This window comes from Streptomyces sp. NPDC053076 (assembly GCF_044546845.1).
Classification (GTDB): domain Bacteria; phylum Actinomycetota; class Actinomycetes; order Streptomycetales; family Streptomycetaceae; genus Streptomyces.
The window spans coordinates 651,798-668,422 of sequence record NZ_JBITZL010000002.1; the positions used below are offsets into that span (position 1 = coordinate 651,798).

General features: G+C 71.7%; 11 protein-coding genes and 3 tRNA genes. 9 read left to right on the forward strand and 5 right to left on the reverse strand.

The window, feature by feature from the left end:
• Nucleotides 1-68: 68 nt before the first annotated feature.
• From ACIGYR_RS10160 to ACIGYR_RS10175, 4 genes are all read left to right on the forward strand, one after another.
• Nucleotides 69-1,343: a deoxyguanosinetriphosphate triphosphohydrolase gene (locus ACIGYR_RS10160; protein ID WP_399595872.1), complete on the forward strand. Its 1,275-nt coding sequence runs from the start codon at nucleotides 69-71 to the stop codon at nucleotides 1,341-1,343.
• Between the two features lie 104 nt (nucleotides 1,344-1,447).
• On the forward strand, nucleotides 1,448-2,713 hold the full coding sequence (locus ACIGYR_RS10165) for an NAD(P)/FAD-dependent oxidoreductase (protein WP_391838545.1): 1,266 nt from the start codon (nucleotides 1,448-1,450) through the stop codon (nucleotides 2,711-2,713).
• Between the two features lie 125 nt (nucleotides 2,714-2,838).
• Entirely contained in the window at nucleotides 2,839-4,749 is a 1,911-nt protein-coding gene (gene dnaG, locus ACIGYR_RS10170) for a DNA primase (protein ID WP_391838547.1), read from the forward strand.
• Between the two features lie 289 nt (nucleotides 4,750-5,038).
• Nucleotides 5,039-6,283: an RNA polymerase sigma factor gene (locus tag ACIGYR_RS10175; RefSeq protein WP_391838549.1), complete on the forward strand. Its 1,245-nt coding sequence runs from the start codon at nucleotides 5,039-5,041 to the stop codon at nucleotides 6,281-6,283.
• Between the two features lie 34 nt (nucleotides 6,284-6,317).
• Here ACIGYR_RS10175 and ACIGYR_RS10180 read toward each other — a convergent pair whose 3' ends face one another.
• The 4 genes from ACIGYR_RS10180 to ACIGYR_RS10195 all read right to left on the reverse strand — a co-directional run bounded on the left by ACIGYR_RS10180 (nucleotide 6,318) and on the right by ACIGYR_RS10195 (nucleotide 11,945).
• Nucleotides 6,318-8,243 (reverse strand): ABC transporter ATP-binding protein, encoded by a 1,926-nt coding sequence (locus ACIGYR_RS10180; protein ID WP_399595870.1) that lies wholly within the window; start codon nucleotides 8,241-8,243, stop codon nucleotides 6,318-6,320.
• A complete protein-coding gene (locus ACIGYR_RS10185) occupies nucleotides 8,243-9,976 on the reverse strand; it encodes an ABC transporter ATP-binding protein (protein ID WP_399595868.1) in 1,734 nt (577 codons plus the stop codon). Before ACIGYR_RS10185 ends, ACIGYR_RS10180 begins: the two co-directional genes overlap by 1 nt.
• A gap of 153 nt (nucleotides 9,977-10,129) precedes the next feature.
• The gene (locus tag ACIGYR_RS10190; protein WP_391838554.1) at nucleotides 10,130-11,581 is read right to left on the reverse strand and encodes an FGGY family carbohydrate kinase; all 1,452 of its coding nucleotides are present in this window, start codon (nucleotides 11,579-11,581) and stop codon (nucleotides 10,130-10,132) included.
• Nucleotides 11,582-11,639: 58 nt separating this feature from the next.
• Entirely contained in the window at nucleotides 11,640-11,945 is a 306-nt protein-coding gene (locus ACIGYR_RS10195) for a YtxH domain-containing protein (protein WP_391838556.1), read from the reverse strand.
• A 158-nt stretch (nucleotides 11,946-12,103) separates the two neighbouring features.
• On the opposite strand from ACIGYR_RS10195, the gene ACIGYR_RS10200 reads away from it, so the two are divergent.
• The 5 genes from ACIGYR_RS10200 (at nucleotide 12,104) to ACIGYR_RS10220 (ending at nucleotide 15,221) form a co-directional block, all read left to right on the forward strand.
• Nucleotides 12,104-12,176, forward strand: a tRNA-Asn gene (locus tag ACIGYR_RS10200).
• A 6-nt stretch (nucleotides 12,177-12,182) separates the two neighbouring features.
• Nucleotides 12,183-12,255, forward strand: a tRNA-Asn gene (locus ACIGYR_RS10205).
• A 174-nt stretch (nucleotides 12,256-12,429) separates the two neighbouring features.
• Nucleotides 12,430-12,503: transfer RNA gene (locus tag ACIGYR_RS10210), tRNA-Ile, on the forward strand.
• Between the two features lie 563 nt (nucleotides 12,504-13,066).
• Nucleotides 13,067-13,462: a RidA family protein gene (locus tag ACIGYR_RS10215; RefSeq protein WP_399595865.1), complete on the forward strand. Its 396-nt coding sequence runs from the start codon at nucleotides 13,067-13,069 to the stop codon at nucleotides 13,460-13,462.
• 367 nt (nucleotides 13,463-13,829) lie between these two features.
• The gene (locus ACIGYR_RS10220) at nucleotides 13,830-15,221 is read left to right on the forward strand and encodes a protein kinase (protein WP_399595864.1); all 1,392 of its coding nucleotides are present in this window, start codon (nucleotides 13,830-13,832) and stop codon (nucleotides 15,219-15,221) included.
• A 249-nt stretch (nucleotides 15,222-15,470) separates the two neighbouring features.
• Here the strand turns inward: ACIGYR_RS10220 and ACIGYR_RS10225 are convergent, their stop codons facing one another.
• A complete protein-coding gene (locus tag ACIGYR_RS10225; protein WP_399595863.1) occupies nucleotides 15,471-16,508 on the reverse strand; it encodes a rod shape-determining protein in 1,038 nt (345 codons plus the stop codon).
• Nucleotides 16,509-16,625: the final 117 nt, after the last annotated feature.

A 16,625-nucleotide genomic window follows, 5' to 3' on the forward strand; every position in this document is an offset into this window, starting at 1 on the left:
AGGACCCGGCAGCCCATGGGGCACCCGGCTGTCCTTCCAATGTCACTGCCGACCCGTACTGTCGAATCATGGAAGGCACCGCACACTCCACGGCATACGACCCGACGTCAGTCGAACGCTGGGCCCCCGAACCGGACAAACGCCCCGGCCGCACCGCCTTCCAGCGCGACCGCGCCCGCATCCTCCATTCCGCCGCGCTGCGCCGCCTCGCCGGCAAGACCCAGGTCGTCACCCCGGGCACCCGCGGCCACGCATGGGACGCCAGCCCCCGCACCCGGCTCACCCACTCCCTGGAGTGCGCCCAGGTCGGCCGTGAGCTGGGCGCGGCCCTCGGCTGTGATCCCGACCTGGTGGAGGCGGCCTGTCTCGCCCACGACCTCGGCCACCCGCCCTTCGGCCACAACGGCGAAACCGCGCTGAACGAGTTCGCCGACGACTGCGGCGGCTTCGAGGGCAACGCCCAGTCCCTGCGGCTCCTCACCCGCATCGAGCCCAAGCGCTTCACCGAGGAGGGCTCCGTCGGCCTCAACCTCACCCGCGCCACCCTCGACGCCGCCACCAAGTACCCCTGGCCGCGCGGCGCCCACCCGACCGACCCGGCGTCGCGCAAGTTCGGGGTGTACGAGGACGACCGTCCGGTGTTCGACTGGGCCCGGGCGTACGCCCCCGGCACCCGCACCTGTTTCGAGGCGCAGGTCATGGACTGGTCGGACGACGTGGCGTACTCGGTGCACGACGTCGAGGACGGCCTGCACGCCGGCCACGTCGACCCCAACTGCCTGCACGCCGAACCCGAACGGCAGGGGGTCTTCGAGGCCGCCATCGGCCGCTACGTCCCCGCGGACACCGACCCGGCGGAGCTGTCCGAGGCACTGGACCGCCTCCAGGACGAGGAGTGGTGGCCGCACGGATACGACGGCACGGCCGCCGCCCAGGCCCGCCTGAAGGACGCCACCAGCCAGCTCATCGGCCGGTTCTGCCTGGCCGCCGAGTCCGCCACCCGCGCCGCCTACGGCACCGGCCGGCTCACCCGGTACGGCGCCGAACTCGTCGTGCCCCGTGCGACCCGCATGGAGTGCGCGGTGCTCAAGGCGGTCGCGGACCGGTATGTGATGCAGCGGGCCGAGCAGGAGCTGCTCCGCGCCGACCAGCGGGTGATCGTCGCGGAGCTGGCCGAGGCGCTGACCGCCCGCGCGCCCGACGGCCTGGAACCCCAGTTCCGGGCGCTGTTCGACGCGGCGGCCGACGAGCGGGCACGCAAGCGGGTGATCGTCGACCAGATCGCCTCCCTCACCGACGCCGCCGCCCGCTCGCTGCACGCGAGACTGACGGGGCATATGTGAGAGGTACGTGACCCACCGTGGCCTGAACGGGGCACACCCTCTTCCCGCAGCACGCCGCGTGCGGGACGCTCGCATGTGGCGGCACCCTTACGAGGAGGCATCAAGTGGTCGACGCGGATCAGACATTCGTCATCGTCGGAGGCGGCCTCGCCGGCGCGAAGGCGGCCGAGACGCTCCGGGCGGAGGGCTACAGCGGACGGGTGATACTGATCTGCGACGAACGCGACCACCCGTACGAGCGCCCGCCGCTGTCCAAGGGCTATCTGCTCGGCAAGGAGGAGCGCGACAGCGTCTTCGTGCACGAGCCCGCCTGGTACGCGCGCAACGACATCGAGCTGCATCTCGGCCAGACCGTGGACCGCGTCGACCGTACGGCCAAGACGGTCCGCTTCGGCGACGACGGCACCCTCGTCCGTTACGACAAGCTGCTGCTGGTCACCGGCGCCGAACCACGCCGCCTCGACATCCCCGGCACCGACCTGGCGGGCGTCCACCACCTGCGCCGCCGCGCGCACGCCGAGCGCCTCAAGGGCGTCCTGCAGCACCTGGGCCGGGACAACGGCCACATCGTGATCGCCGGCGCCGGCTGGATCGGCCTGGAGGTGGCGGCGGCGGCCCGCGAGTACGGCGCCGAGGTCACGGTGATCGAACCGGCGCCGACCCCGCTGCACGGCGTCCTCGGCCCCGAGCTGGGCAACGTCTTCGCCCAGCTGCACCACGAGCACGGGGTCCGCTTCCGCTTCGGCAGGCGGCTCACCGAGATCGTCGGCCAGGACGGCATGGTCCTCGCGGCCCGCACGGACGACGGGGAGGAGCACCCGGCGCACGACGTCCTCGCGGCCATCGGAGCGGCGCCCCGGGTCGGGCTCGCCGAGGCGGCGGGGCTGGAGATCGCCGACCGGGCGCACGGCGGCGGCATCGTCGTCGACGAGCGGCTGCGCACGTCCGATCCCGACATCTACGCGGCCGGTGACGTCGCCTCCTTCCCGCTTGCCCTGTTCGACGCCCGGCTGCGGGTCGAGCACTGGGCGAACGCGCTGAACGGCGGACCCGCCGCGGCGCGCTCGATGCTGGGCGAGGAGGTGGTCTACGACCGCGTGCCCTACTTCTTCACCGACCAGTACGACCTGGGCATGGAGTACAGCGGCTGGGCGCCGCCCGGGTCGTACGACGAGGTGGTGATCCGGGGCGACGCGGGCAAGCGGGAGTTCATCGCGTTCTGGGTGAAGGAGGGACGCGTGCTGGCCGGGATGAACGTGAACGTGTGGGATGTCACAGAGCGGATCCAGCACCTGATCCGTTCCCGGGCCCGGGTGAACATCGAAGCGCTCTCGGACCCGCACGTACCGCTCGACAGCCTCATCCCCTGACGCCTCCGAGGGCCGTCACCGGCACGGCACCCCGTGCCGCGAATCCCGGGGACAACCCCCGTGCCCCGGCCGGGGGCCGGACATCTCGCCCCAGGAGTGTCGGTCCGGCCCCGTAGAATCACCTCGTGGCAGGACGGATCAACGACGAGGACGTGAAGGCGGTACGGGACGCGGTCCCGATCGACGCCGTGGTGTCCGAGTACCTCCAGCTGCGCAACGCGGGCGGCGGCAACCTCAAGGGCCTGTGCCCGTTCCACGACGAGAAGTCGCCGTCCTTCCAGGTCAGCCCGAGCAAGGGACTCTTCCACTGCTTCGGCTGCCAGGAGGGCGGCGACACCATCACCTTCGTCATGAAGGTGGACCACCTCTCCTTCTCGGAGGCCGTCGAGCGCCTCGCCGCCCAGGCCGGCATCACGCTGCGCTACGAGGAGGGCGGGTACAACCCGGCCCACCAGCGCGGCGAGCGCATCCGCCTGGTCGAGGCCCACAAGATCGCCGCGCAGTGGTACGCGGAGCAGCTCGCCACCGGCGCCGAGGCCGAGACCGGCCGTGTCTTCCTCGCCGAGCGCGGCTTCGACCAGGCCGCCGCCGTCCACTTCGGCGTCGGCTACAGCCCCCAGGGCTGGGACCACCTCACCCGCTATCTGCGCGGCAAGGGCTTCACGGACAAGGAGCTGCTCCTCTCCGGCCTCTCTCAGGAGGGCCGTCGCGGGCCCATCGACCGCTTCCGGGGCCGTCTGATGTGGCCGATCCGGGACATCGGCGGCGAGGTCGTCGGCTTCGGCGCCCGCAAGCTGTACGAGGCGGACAACGGCCCCAAGTACCTCAACACGCCCGACACGGCGATCTACAGGAAGAGCCAGGTGCTCTACGGCATCGACCTGGCGAAGAAGGAGATCGCGAAGTCCAGCCGGGCCGTGGTGGTCGAGGGCTACACCGACGTCATGGCCTGTCACCTGGCCGGGGTCACCACGGCCATCGCGACCTGCGGCACGGCCTTCGGCGGCGACCACATCAAGATCCTGCGCCGCCTGCTCATGGACAACGGCTCGGCCCGGGTGATCTTCACGTTCGACGGTGACGCGGCCGGGCAGAAGGCTGCCCTGCGCGCCTTCGAGGACGACCAGAAGTTCGCCGCCGAGACGTACATCGCGATCGCGCCCGACGGCATGGACCCGTGCGACCTGCGACTGGCCAAGGGCGACGAGGCGGTCGCCGATCTGGTCGAACCCCGCACCCCCCTCTTCGAGTTCGCGCTCCGCCAGATCGTGCGCCGATACGACCTGGACACCCCGGCGGGCCGCGCCGCCGCCCTGGACGAGGCCGCCCCGATCGTCGCCCGGATCAAGAACAGCGGCGCCCAGCACGAGGTCGCCGTCGAACTGGCCGGCATGCTCGGCATCCTCGACACCCAGTTCGTCGTCCGGCGGGTGGCCCAGCTGGCCCGCTGGGCCCGGGACCGGGGCGGCAAGGGCGACCCGCAGCAGGGGCGGCCCCGACCGGCCGGCCGGCAGTGGACCGAGGCGCCCCGCCCGGCGGCCGGCGGCCCGGCGCTGACCCTGCGCAACCCGGTCTTCGCCGCCGAGCGCGAACTGCTCAAGCTCGCCCTTCAGCGCCCCGAACTCGTATCCCCGGCCTTCGACGCCTACGGCGTGGACGAGTTCACCGCCCCGCCGTACGCCGCCGTGCGGCAGGCCGTCGCGGAGGCGGGCGGCGCCGAGTACGGTGTGCCGGATCCGCAGGAGTACCTGGTCCGGGTCCGCGAGGCCGCGCCCGACGACACGGTCCGCGCGATGGTCACCGAGCTGGCCGTCGAGCCGATCCTGCGCCGCACGGTGGACGAGACGTACGCCGGCACGGTCCTGGTACAGATCCGCCGCCGGGCCGTGGAGCGCCGCATCCGCGACGTCCAGTCCCAGCTGACCCGCCTGGCCGCCGGCGGCGACCCCGCCCAGCTGGCCGCCGTACAGAACGAGCTGTGGGTCCTCCAGCAGTACGACCAGGCACTGCGCGAGCGGGGCGCGGAGGCGCTGTGACGGGCGCGGGCCCGGTCCTCAGGTGACGGCGCGCCCGTGACGCCGAGGCGGCCCAAGCACCTCTGGACGCCGCCGCGGCTCCTCCCTCTCCCCCCCGCCGTCCACCTTCCCCGGCATCCCCCGGGATCCCCGGCATCCCCGGCATCCCCCGCATTCCCGCGGAGCGCCGGTGCGCAGTTGCCCCTCGCATAGTCCGGCGAGCCGGGTCACCGCCCCGTCACCGACCGGACGCAAAAAGTCACCGCACGCCCCTCGTGGCGGAGTTGTGTCGTACCCCACACTGGGGGCGGTGCCCGAGTCCTCGGAGCGCAGGCCGTCGACTCTCCGCTCCCGAACACCGCTGCCGCACACCGTCGGCAGCGATCACCTGGAGGTCGCCCCCGTGCAGACCCAGACCCTCACTCAGACCGACAGCAGCACCAGCGCCACCAGCACCAGCGCGGACGAGCCGGACAAGGAGGCGGACGCCCTCGTGGCCGTGCCCCCGCAGAGCCGAGCCGCCCGTCACCCGGAGGCGGCGGCCGCGGAGCCGACGGAACCGCCCGCCGAAGCGCTCACGGAGGAGCCCGAGGAGATCGAGGAGCCCGCCGAGGCGCCGGCCGCCGCCCGGGCCGACTCCGGGGGCCCCTCGGCCGATCTGTTCCGCCAGTACCTGCGCGAGATCGGCCGTATTCCGCTGCTCACCGCCGCCGAGGAGGTGGAACTCGCCCGCCGGGTGGAGGCCGGCCTGTTCGCGGAGGAGAAGCTGGGCAGCACCCCCGACCTGGACAGCCAGCTCGCGCTCGACCTGGACCGGCTCGTCGTCATGGGCCGGATGGCCAAGCGCCGGCTCATCGAGGCCAATCTGCGGCTCGTCGTCTCCGTCGCCAAGCGGTACGTCGGCCGCGGGCTGACCATGCTCGACCTGGTGCAGGAGGGCAACCTCGGGCTCATCCGGGCCGTGGAGAAGTTCGACTACGCCCGGGGCTACAAGTTCTCGACGTACGCGACCTGGTGGATCCGCCAGGCCATGTCCCGGGCCCTGGCCGACCAGGCGCGCACCATCCGGGTACCGGTGCATGTGGTGGAGCTGATCAACCGCGTCGTCCGCGTCCAGCGGCGGATGCTCCAGGAGCGCGGCTGCGAGCCGACCCCGGACGAGGTCGCCGCCCATCTGGACCTGCCGCCCGAGCGGGTGGGCGAGGTGCTGCGCCTGGCCCAGGAGCCGGTGTCGCTGCACGCCCCGGTCGGCGAGGAGGACGACGTCGCCTTCGGGGACCTCATCGAGGACGGCGACGCGGCGAGCCCGGTCGAATCGGCGGCGTTCCTGCTGCTGCGCGAGCACCTGGAAGCGGTGCTGTCCACGCTGGGCGAGCGGGAACGCAAGGTCGTACAGCTCCGGTACGGGCTGGCCGACGGCCGTCCGCGCACGCTGGAGGAGATAGGGCGCATCTTCGGCGTGACGCGGGAGCGGATACGGCAGATCGAGTCCAAGACCCTCAACAAGCTCCGGGACCACGCCTTCGCGGATCAGCTGAGGGGCTACCTGGACTGAGGGGGACCGCCGTGCGGCGGCCCCCCCCGTGCGTCTAGTCCACCTCGGCCACGGCCTGCGCGAACTGGGCCTTGTACAGCCGGGCGTACGCCCCGTCGGCCGCCAGCAGCTCCGTGTGCGCGCCCTGTTCGACGATGGACCCGTTCTCCATCACGAGGATCGTGTCGGCGTCCCGGATGGTCGACAGCCGGTGCGCGATCACGAACGAGGTACGGCCGCTCGCCAGTTTGGCCATCGCCTTCTGGATCAGCACCTCCGTGCGTGTGTCCACGGAGCTCGTCGCCTCGTCGAGCACGAGGATCACCGGATCGGACAGGAACGCCCGCGCGATGGTGATCAGCTGCTTCTCGCCGGCGCTGACGCCCGTGCCCTCGTCGTCGATCACGGTGTCGTACCCGTCGGGCAGCGTACGGACGAAGCGGTCCGCGTGCGCGGCCCGCGCCGCCTCCTCGATCTCGCCCCGGGTGACCTCGCGGGAGGCGCCGTACGCGATGTTCTCCGCGATGGTGCCGCCGAACAGCCAGGTGTCCTGGAGCACCATGCCGATCCCGGACCGCAGTTCGTCCCGGGACATCTTCCGGATGTCCACCCCGTCGAGGGTGATCCGGCCGCCGGAGACGTCGTAGAACCGCATCAGCAGATTGACCAGCGTGGTCTTGCCCGCGCCGGTCGGGCCGACGATCGCCACCGTGTGTCCCGGCTCGACGGTGAGCGACAGGTCCTCGATCAGCGGCTTCTCCGGGTCGTACCGGAACGACACGTGCTCCAGGCGCACCCGCCCGCGCAGCTCCTTGGGCCGCTCACCCGACACCGGATCGGCCTCCTGCTCCTCCGCGTCGAGGAGTTCGAAGACCCGCTCGGCCGACGCGACACCCGACTGCACCAGGTTCGCCATCGACGCGACCTGCGTCAGCGGCATGGAGAACTGCCGCGAGTACTGGATGAACGCCTGGACGTCACCGATGGAGAGGGCGCCGGAAGCGACGCGCAGGCCGCCGACGACCGCCACCAGCACGTAGTTCAGGTTCGACACGAACATCATCAGCGGCTGCATCACACCGCTGTTGAACTGCGCCTTGAACCCGGCCTCGTACAGCGCCTCGTTCTGCTCGGCGAACTGCTTCGCCGACTCCTCCTGCCGTCCGAACACCTTCACCAGGGTGTGCCCGGTGTACATCTCCTCGATGTGGGCGTTCAGCTTGCCGGTGGTGCGCCACTGCTGCACGAAGTGCGGCTGCGACCGCTTGCCGACCCGGGTGGCCACCACGAACGACAGCGGCACGGTGACGAGCGCGACCAGTGCCAGCAGCCAGGAGACCCAGAACATCATCACGAGGACGCCGATGATGGTCAGCACCGAGTTGATCAGCTGGCCCATCGACTGCTGGAGCGTCTGCCCGATGTTGTCGATGTCGTTCGTCGCCCGGGACAGCACCTCACCGCGCTGGCGCTTGTCGAAGTACGACAGCGGCAGCCGCGACAGCTTCGTCTGCACGTCCTCCCGCAGCCGGTACATCGTGCGGTTCACGGCCCGGTTCACCAGCCGGGTCGCGACCGCCATCAGCAGGCCCGCGACCAGGAACGTACCGAGCGCGAGCAGCAGGACGTGCCCGACGGCGTCGAAGTCGATCCCCTTGCCGGGGGTGAAGTCGGTGCCCTTGAGCATGTCCGCGACCTGACCCTGGCCGCGCTCCCGCATGGAGTCGAGCACCTGCTCCTTGGTGGCGCCCTCCGGCATCCGCCGGCCGATGATGCCGGAGAACACCAGGTCGGTGGCCCTGCCGAGGATCTTCGGACCCACCACGTTCAGGCCCACGCTGATGACCACGCACAGCAAGAGGCCGTAGATCGTGAACCGTTCCGGTCTGAACTGGGCGACGAGCCGTTTGCCCGACCCCTTGAAGTCCATCGAGCGCTGGTCGGGTCCCCCGGCCATCATGCGTCCCATGGGCCCGGCCATCAGGCGGCCTCCGCTTCCGTCAGCTGGGAGAGCACGATCTCCCGGTAGGTCTCGTTGGTCGCCATCAGTTCGGCGTGCCGGCCGGAGCCGACCACCCGGCCCTCCTCCAGCACGATGATCCGGTCGGCGTCCCGGATGGTCGACACCCGCTGGGCGACGATGACGACGGTCGCCTCGGCGGTCTCCTGGGACAGCGCGGCGCGCAGGGCGGCGTCGGTGGCGTAGTCGAGCGCCGAGAAGGAGTCGTCGAAGAGGAAGATCTCCGGGCGCTGCACCAGCGTGCGGGCGATGGCGAGCCGCTGCCGCTGACCGCCGGAGACATTGGTGCCGCCCTGTGCGATCGGCGCGTCCAGGCCGCCCTCCAGCTTCCGCACGAAGTCCTTGGCCTGGGCCACCTCCAGCGCGTGCCACAGCTCCTCGTCGGTGGCGTCCGGGTTGCCGTAGCGCAGGTTGGTGGCGACCGTGCCCGCGAACAGGTACGGCTTCTGGGGCACCAGCCCGACGGTCCTGGCGAGCAGCTGCGGTTCGACGTCCCGGACGTCCACGCCGTCGACCAGGACCTCGCCCTCGGTGCTGTCGAAGAGCCGGGGGACGAGTCCCAGCAGCGTCGACTTGCCGCTGCCGGTGGAGCCGATCACGGCGGTGGTCTCGCCCGGCCGGGCGAGAAGGTCGACGGACTTCAGCACCGGCTCCTCCGCCCCCGGATAGCGGAAGCCCGCGCCCCGGATCTCCAGGTGCCCGTGCGCGCGCAGCTCGGTGACCGGAGCCGTCGGCGGTACGACGCTGGAGGCGGTGCCCAGGACCTCCTGGATGCGCTCGGCGCAGACCTCCGCACGCGGCACCATCATGAACATGAAGGTGGCCATCATCACGGACATGACGATCTGCATCAGATAGGCGAGGAACGCGGTCAGGTCGCCGATGGCCATCCCGCCGTCGTCGATCCGGTGGGCGCCGAACCACACCACCGCGATGGACGACAGGTTCACGACCGTGGTGACGATCGGGAACATCAGGGCGAGCATCCGGCCGGTGGCCAGCTGCATGTCGGTCAGCTCGCCGTTGGCCTTCCCGAACCGGCCCTGCTCGTACTCGTCCCGGACGAAGGCGCGGATGACCCGGTTGCCGGTGATCTGCTCGCGCAGCACCCGGTTGACCGTGTCCAGCCGGACCTGCATCGACCGGAACAGCGGGCGCAGCCGGCGCACGATGAGGGTCACGGAGATGCCGAGCACCGGTACGACCGCGACCAGCACCCCGGACAGCGGTACGTCCAGACCGAGTGCCAGCACGATTCCGCCCACACACATGATGGGCGCCGACACCATCAGGGTGAACGTCATCAGGGCCAGCATCTGGACCTGCTGCACGTCGTTCGTCGTACGGGTGATGAGCGAGGGCGCCCCGAAGTGACCCACCTCACGCGCGGAGAAGGACTGCACCCGGTCGAAGACGGCACCGCGCACGTCTCGGCCGACCGCGGAGGCGGTCCGGGCGCCGTAGTACACGGCACCGATGTTGCACACGACCTGAGCCAGCGAGATGCCGATCATCAGGGCGCCGAAGGACAGGATGTAACCCGTGTCACCCTTCACGACACCGTTGTCGATGATGTCCGCGTTCAGGGTGGGCAGGTAGAGGGTGGCGCAGGTCTGCACGAACTGCAGCGCCACCACAAGGGCGATGGGTTTCTTGTAGGGCCTGAGATAGGTCCGCAGAAGTCGTATGAGCACGCTACGTCTCTCGGGGTCGGCGACAGGGGCCGGTTCGGTTGCCCCTGGCCCCTATCGTCGAACACTCCACCCGCGTTACCTCAACCGATTAACCCGCCGGTGGCCTGTCCTGCGCCCTTATGGCTTTGGGGTGTTGCGCCCGGTTCTGTTCCCCTATGAGTTGAACGCTCCGGGGTGCGTCTGCTCGCGCACCGCGGTGAACTGCTGCCGTACCGCCTGCCCCACGGCCAGCTCCTCGCCCGGCTCCAGCACCTGCGCCGCCGCGCCCTGCCAGGCCGGCGGGGTGCGCGGATCGAGGGTGCCCTGCGAGACACCGAGCGCCCAGGCAGCCTGCCGGGCCGCGCCGATCGCCGCGTAGTCCGCCGGCTGCGGTACGACGACCTGCGCGCCGAACAGCATGGGCGCCGCCGCCTGCACGGCGGGCAGCTCGGCGGCCGCCCCCAGCAGGAAGATCCGCCGCACCTCCACGCCCCGCCCGCGCAGCACGTCCAGCGCGTCCGCGAGCCCGCACAGCATGCCCTCGAAGGAGGCCCGCGCCAGGTGCTCGGGCTTCATCGACTCGCGCCGCAGCCCCGCGAGGGTGCCCGCGGTGTGCGGCAGGTTCGGCGTCCGCTCGCCCTCCAGATACGGCAGCAGCACCAGCCCGTGCGCCCCCGGGGTGGACTTCATCGCCAGGTCGGACAGGCTTTCCAGGTCCGGCAGGCCGAGCAGCTCGGCGGTGCCGCGCAGGGTGCGTACGGCGTTCAGGGTGGTGACGACCGGCAGGTGCATGCCGGTGGCGTCGGCGAGGGAGGTGATCATCCCGGACTGGTCGGCGAGCGCCTCGGGATGCACGGCCATCACGGACCCGGAGGCCCCGAGCGAGACGACCGCGTCCCCCAGCCCGATCCCGAGCCCGAACGCGGCGGCCATGGTCTCCCCGGTGCCGGCGGAGATCAGCAGCCCCTCCGGGGTCGTACCGGCCGCGTCGGACGGGCCGATCACCTCGGGCAGCATCGCCTGGTGGCCGAGCGCCAGCTCGACCAGTTCGGGCCGGTAGGCGCCGGTGGCGGCCGACCAGTACCCGGTGCCGGAGGCCCCGCCTCGGTCGGTGGTCCGCCGCACGGGCCGCCCGAGCAGCTGCCAGACCAGCCAGTCGTGGGCCTGGAGCAGGACGGCTGTACGTCGCGCGTTCTCCGGCTCGCTCTTGGTGAGCCAGCGCAGCTTGGTGACCGGCTGGGCCGCCTGGGGCACGCATCCGACCGCCTGGGCCCAGGCTTCCCGGCCACCGAGCGCGTCCACCAGATCGGCCGCCGCGACCTGCGCGCGCTTGTCGCCGCCGACCAGGGCCGGGCGGACGGTGTTGCCCTGGGCGTCCAGTGGCACCAGCGCGTTCTGCTGCGCGGAGACACCGATGGCCTGCACGCCCTCCAGCAGACCGCCCCCGGCGGCCTCGCCCAGGGAGAGCAGCCAGGCCTGCGGGTCGACATCGCTCGGGCGCGCACCGTCCGGCGCCTCGGCCGGGTGCGGTGCGTATCCCTGGCGGAGTACGGCGCCGGTGTCTGTGTCACAGACGACGATGCGCGTGAAATCGGGCGAGCTGTCCAAGCCGGCGACTATCCCCATGCCTAGGGATTTTGCCGCATCGCCGGGCTTGCTTCGGCCGAGGGCGGTTCGGTGATCGTCAGGTGTTGCTCGTGCCCCAGTCGTCCTCCGCCGTTCCGTCGACGCTCCGGTCCCGCAGGGACCGCACCCGCTGGGCCACGGACTCCGGGACCCGGTCCCCGACCTTGTCGCTGACCGTGTGGAAAGCCTTGCCGGCGTAGACGCGGCCCTGCTGGGCGGCCGACTCGGCGGTGTTCCGCACCGCCGGGTTCTGCGCGATCTGCCGGGCCGACTTCTTCAGCTGTTCGTAGCGCTCGCGTCCGGCCCTCGTGCCGAGTACGTAACCGAGGGCCAGTCCGCCGAGGAACATGAGCCGGTAGCGCATGGCTGCCACCCTTCCCGTGTGTAGGTCTCTGGTGCGGCGCTGGCGCCGAGGAGTACCGATTGGCGGAGCACCCCCCTGCTTGCGCTAATGTATGTGTCGCAGCGAGCGCCCGCCCCCTGGCGAATACCCAGGTAGGTACGTTCGATGCAACGAGGCGATCCTCCGTAGCTCAATTGGCAGAGCAGCCGGCTGTTAACCGGCAGGTTACTGGTTCGAGTCCAGTCGGGGGAGCTTCGATCCTCCGTAGCTCAATTGGCAGAGCAGCCGGCTGTTAACCGGCAGGTTACTGGTTCGAGTCCAGTCGGGGGAGCGCTGAACGAGGACCCCTCCGGGGTCCTTTTTCATGTCCGCGGGAACCGCCGCGCCTGCGGGGATGTCCTCGAGGTCATGAGCAGCGCGGAAGCCGACCATCCGAAGCAGGAGATCGTATGAGCGGCTATGCTGCGGCAGACGGCGCGCACACGTGTACGCGACACGCCGCTATGGGGCGGTAGCTCAGCCGGTTAGAGCAGCGGACTCATAATCCGTCGGCCGTGGGTTCGAGTCCCACCCGCCCCACCGAGGCGCTTCGGTGCAGGAACGTTTTCACCTGTGCCGAAGCGTTAACCCCCGGCGGTCGCACGGGGTTACGGCGGCTCTGCGGAATTTCTGGCCGGTAAGCGACCGCGGCTGCCAGGCGCGGCGTATCACGATCACCCATTACTCGTTCGGCCGCGGCCCGCTGACGGGGTTGACGCGGTCGTCGCCCCGCCCTGTCGCGGCGGTCCGGCCGGTACCGTCGTCCCTACGGTGCAAAAGTGGCGCCTCTTCGTGTGCCGCCGCTGCGGGCCGGCCCCGGGGAAGGAGAACGGCCGCATGACACCTCCGGCGCCTGCTGCTGAACGCGCTCGACGGCCTCGGCCCGGAGATCGGCACCGGTCGCGCCCCGTCCTCCGTGACCGCGGCCCTGACCGGTGCGGCCGACGGCCCGACGATCCTGTTGCGCCCCGACATGGACGCCCTGCCGGTCACCGAGGACAGCGAGCTGCCGTTCGGCTGATCCGTGAGTGCCCGGGTGTGAATCGTGAGGGGCGACCTCCTGTGCCGGTAGGGAGCCGATTTCCGGTGGCATGATCGGCGCCATGAAGCACTTCATACGTCCCAACGGCACACCGCCCGTCAACGGCTACAGCCACGCGGTCGCCTTCACCGGAGCGATGGTCGCCGTCTCGGGTCAAGTCCCGGTGGACGGCGACGGCAATCTCGTCGGTAAAGAGGACGCTGAGGCCCAGGTCCGGCAGGTCTACGCGAACCTGACCGCCGCACTGGAGGCGGCAGGCTCCGGCCTGGAGCACGTCGTCAGACTGACGGTCTACCTGACCGATCTGGATGATCTGGGCGCGTTCCGCAAGGTGCGAGACGAGTACCAGGACGCGGAACACCCGCCCGCCTGCTCCCTGGTGAGGGTCGCCGGCCTGGTTCACCCGGACTTCAGGGTCGAGATCGACGCATGGGCCGTGGCACCGAGCGCTGGATAGCGGTTGGACCCACTGAAGCATGCCCCCGGCGGAACCCCGGGAACGCCCAAGCCCACAGAGGACTCGCCCCGGTTGGCGCGCCCGCAGGCACGGCCGAACCGCCGGCGGCGCGGGCGTCACCGACGACCACCCGCTGTCCATGGCCCTCCACCCGGGCAACCAGGAGACGGGCCCGCGCGGCATCGCCGGACGGCTCGTCGTCACCACCGGCACGAAGAAGGCCGGCACCCCTCGCCCGCCACCGTCATGCGGATGCTGCGCGAACACGACGGCCCCGCCCGGGCCGTACCAGGACGCCGGGCATGGACGTCGCCGTACCGGGACGCCGGGCATGGACGTGTCAGGGCCGGCGGCCATACTGGTCCGCATGGAACACATCGGGGGGTACCTCGTCGAAAGGAAGCTCGGCGAGGGCGGCATGGGGACGGTGTATCTCGCGCGCACGCGCGGCGGACGGGCCGTCGCGCTGAAGGTGGCCAAGGCCGAACTGACGGCCGACCCGGTCTTCCGGGAGCGGTTCCGCAGCGAGGTCGAGGCGGCCCGCGCGGTGGGCGGCTTCCACACCGCACCGGTGGTGGACGCCGCCCTCGACGGCGACCCGCTGTGGCTGGCCACCGCCTACATCCCCGGGCCGACCCTGGCGGAGCGGCTCGCCGCCGAGGGCGCCATGGACGAGCCACAGCTGCGGGCGCTGGCCGCCGCGCTCGCCGAGGCGCTGGAGTCCATCCACGCCTGCGGCCTGGTGCACCGCGATCTCAAGCCGGGCAACATCATCATGGCCGCCGACGGGCCGCGCGTCCTGGACTTCGGTATCTCCCGGGCCGTCGAGTCCGGTCGTCTCACCGCGACCGGCACCGCCTTCGGCACGCCCGGTTTCCTCGCGCCCGAACAGGCACTCGGCCACGATGTGACCGGCGCCGCCGACGTGTTCGCCCTCGGTGCCGTGCTGGTCGCCGCGGCGGGCGGCAGCGCCTGGGGCGAGGGCACGCCGATGGGGCTGATGTACCGCTCCGTGCACGAGCCGCCGGACATGTCCGCCGTACCCGCCGCACTGGCGGACGTGGTCGCCGCGTGCCTGGCCAAGGAGCCCGCGGACCGGCCCACGCCCGGCGCGCTGCTGGACCTGCTGACGGACGCGTCCTCGTCCCCGTCCCGGCCGCAGACACCGCCGTACCCGCAGGCGGACACCGCGCCTTCGCAGGTGGCCCCCGCACCCGCGCAGGCGTCCCCCGTGTCCTCACCGGAGGCCGCCGTGCCCCCGCCGCCCGCCACACCGCCGCAGCCGCCGGTCCGGGCCGCGACGCCCCCGTACCAGCAGCCCGTACAGCCCGCCACGCCGTCGCACCTGCCCGTACAGCCCGCCACGCCGTCGCACCTGCCCGTACAGCCCGCCACGCCGCCGCACCTGCCCGCGCAGCCCGCCACCGCGCAGCCGGCCCCCTACGGCTTCGGGCCGCCGATCCCGTACGGCAACCCGTACGCCGGTCCGGACCCCGAGGTCGTGCTGGCCGACGACGGCGCGGGCGTGGTCGTCAATGCCGCCGGAGTGCTGCTCGAAGTGGAGGGCGCCACCGCGGACTTCCCGTGGCACGAGATCGCGCGCGTCGAACGCAGCTGGCGCGGCAACCGCCTCACCATCACCGTGCGGTTGTGGGACGGCGGTGTGTACTCCTGCGAGTTGAACGCCCGCCGACAGGCCCGGCTCCGCACCTGGCTGGCCCGGCTCGACCCGGTCCTCGCCCGCTACCTGACCCGGTAGCGCGCGGGCGCAACCACGCCTTCTCGCGCAAGACTTGAGGCGTACAGGCTTGAACCGGTCAACTCCTGGGCACGGACCTCCTACCGGTGCCCATCGCCGGTCGGTGTCGGCAGGAGGAGGGCGTCATGGACCGTCGGATCCGGGTACGTGTCAGCCGGCGGCCCTCCGCCCCGCGAGGGCAGGAGATCGACCGCAGGACTCCGTCCGGGCGCGTACTGCCGTACTGAACCGGGCGGGCTGCCGGGCGGTTCAGGCGGCCAGCGGGTCCAGGATCAGCGGTTCGATCCGGCCCTCCAGCATGGCGCCCAGGCCCTGAGCCGCGCAGATGCCGGGCCGCTCGGCGATGTGCACCGGCATCCCGGTGGCCTGCCGCAGCATCTGGTCGAAACCCGGCAGCAGCGCGGAGCCGCCGACCATCATGATCCCTCGGTCGGCGAGGTCGGCGACCAGGTCGGGCGGGCAGTCGCGCAGCACCTTGCCGATGCCGTCCAGGACGGCCGTCAGCGGCGTCTGGATCGCGTCGCGCACGGCGGCGGTGTCCACGCGCACACTGCGGGCGAGCCCCGTGGCCACGTCCCGGCCGTGGATCTCGGTCGACGCCGGGCCGTGCGGGGTGAGGCCGTTGCCGGACAGGGCCAGTTGCAGCGGCCGTACCGACTGGCTGGGCAGCATCAGCTCGTGCTCGTGCCGCAGATGCTGCACGATCGCGTGGTCCACGGCCTCGCCGCCCACCGGGATGCGCTCGGCGGTGACGAGGGAGCCCAGCGAGAGGACCGCGACCTGGGTGGCCGCCGCCCCGCACACCATGATCATGCTGGCTTCGGGCCGCTCCACCGGCAGTCCGCACCCCACCGCGGCGGCGATCAGCGTGTCCACCAGCTCGACCCGCCGCGCCCCCAGCCCGACCAGCGTCTCGATCGTCGCGCGCTGGGCCAGCGGGTCGGCGTCGTGCGGGGCGCAGGCCGCCGCCCGCAGCCGCGGCTTGCGGCGCAGCGTCCGGCGCATCTTGTCACCGAGCAGATGCCGCAGCATGCGCTGGGCCATCTCGATGTCGACCACCGTGCCGCCGGCGATGGGCCGTACGACCTTGATGAAGTCCGGGGTCCGCCCTGTCATCTTCTCCGCGAACTCGCCGACGGCGATGAGCGCACCGGTACGGGTGTTCACGGCGGCCGCCGAGGGCTGGTCCACGACGAGCCCGGCGCCCTTCACGTACACCCGGGTACGGGCCGCGCCCAGGTCGACGGCGAAGTGGCACCGGCGCAACTGCTCCAGGCTGACGGTCACGGCAGATCCTTCCGAGTGCGCGGGCCTTGCGGGACCCACCTGATCGGCGGTCCCACTGGCATCCTGCCGCGAGGCCGGGAGCGGGCGCCTTCTGTGGGCGGCCGGGCGGGGCGCCGC

Bases quoted from the DNA above. Each gene is read 5' to 3' on its own strand.
- ACIGYR_RS10160 (WP_399595872.1), top strand. From the start codon at position 69: ATGGAAGGCACCGCACACTCCACGGCATACGACCCGACGTCAGTCGAA.
- ACIGYR_RS10180 (WP_399595870.1), bottom strand. From the start codon at position 8,243: ATGGCCGGGCCCATGGGACGCATGATGGCCGGGGGACCCGACCAGCGC.
- ACIGYR_RS10190 (WP_391838554.1), bottom strand. From the start codon at position 11,581: ATGGGGATAGTCGCCGGCTTGGACAGCTCGCCCGATTTCACGCGCATC.
- ACIGYR_RS10195 (WP_391838556.1), bottom strand. From the start codon at position 11,945: ATGCGCTACCGGCTCATGTTCCTCGGCGGACTGGCCCTCGGTTACGTA.
- ACIGYR_RS10215 (WP_399595865.1), top strand. From the start codon at position 13,067: ATGAAGCACTTCATACGTCCCAACGGCACACCGCCCGTCAACGGCTAC.
- ACIGYR_RS10220 (WP_399595864.1), top strand. From the start codon at position 13,830: ATGGAACACATCGGGGGGTACCTCGTCGAAAGGAAGCTCGGCGAGGGC.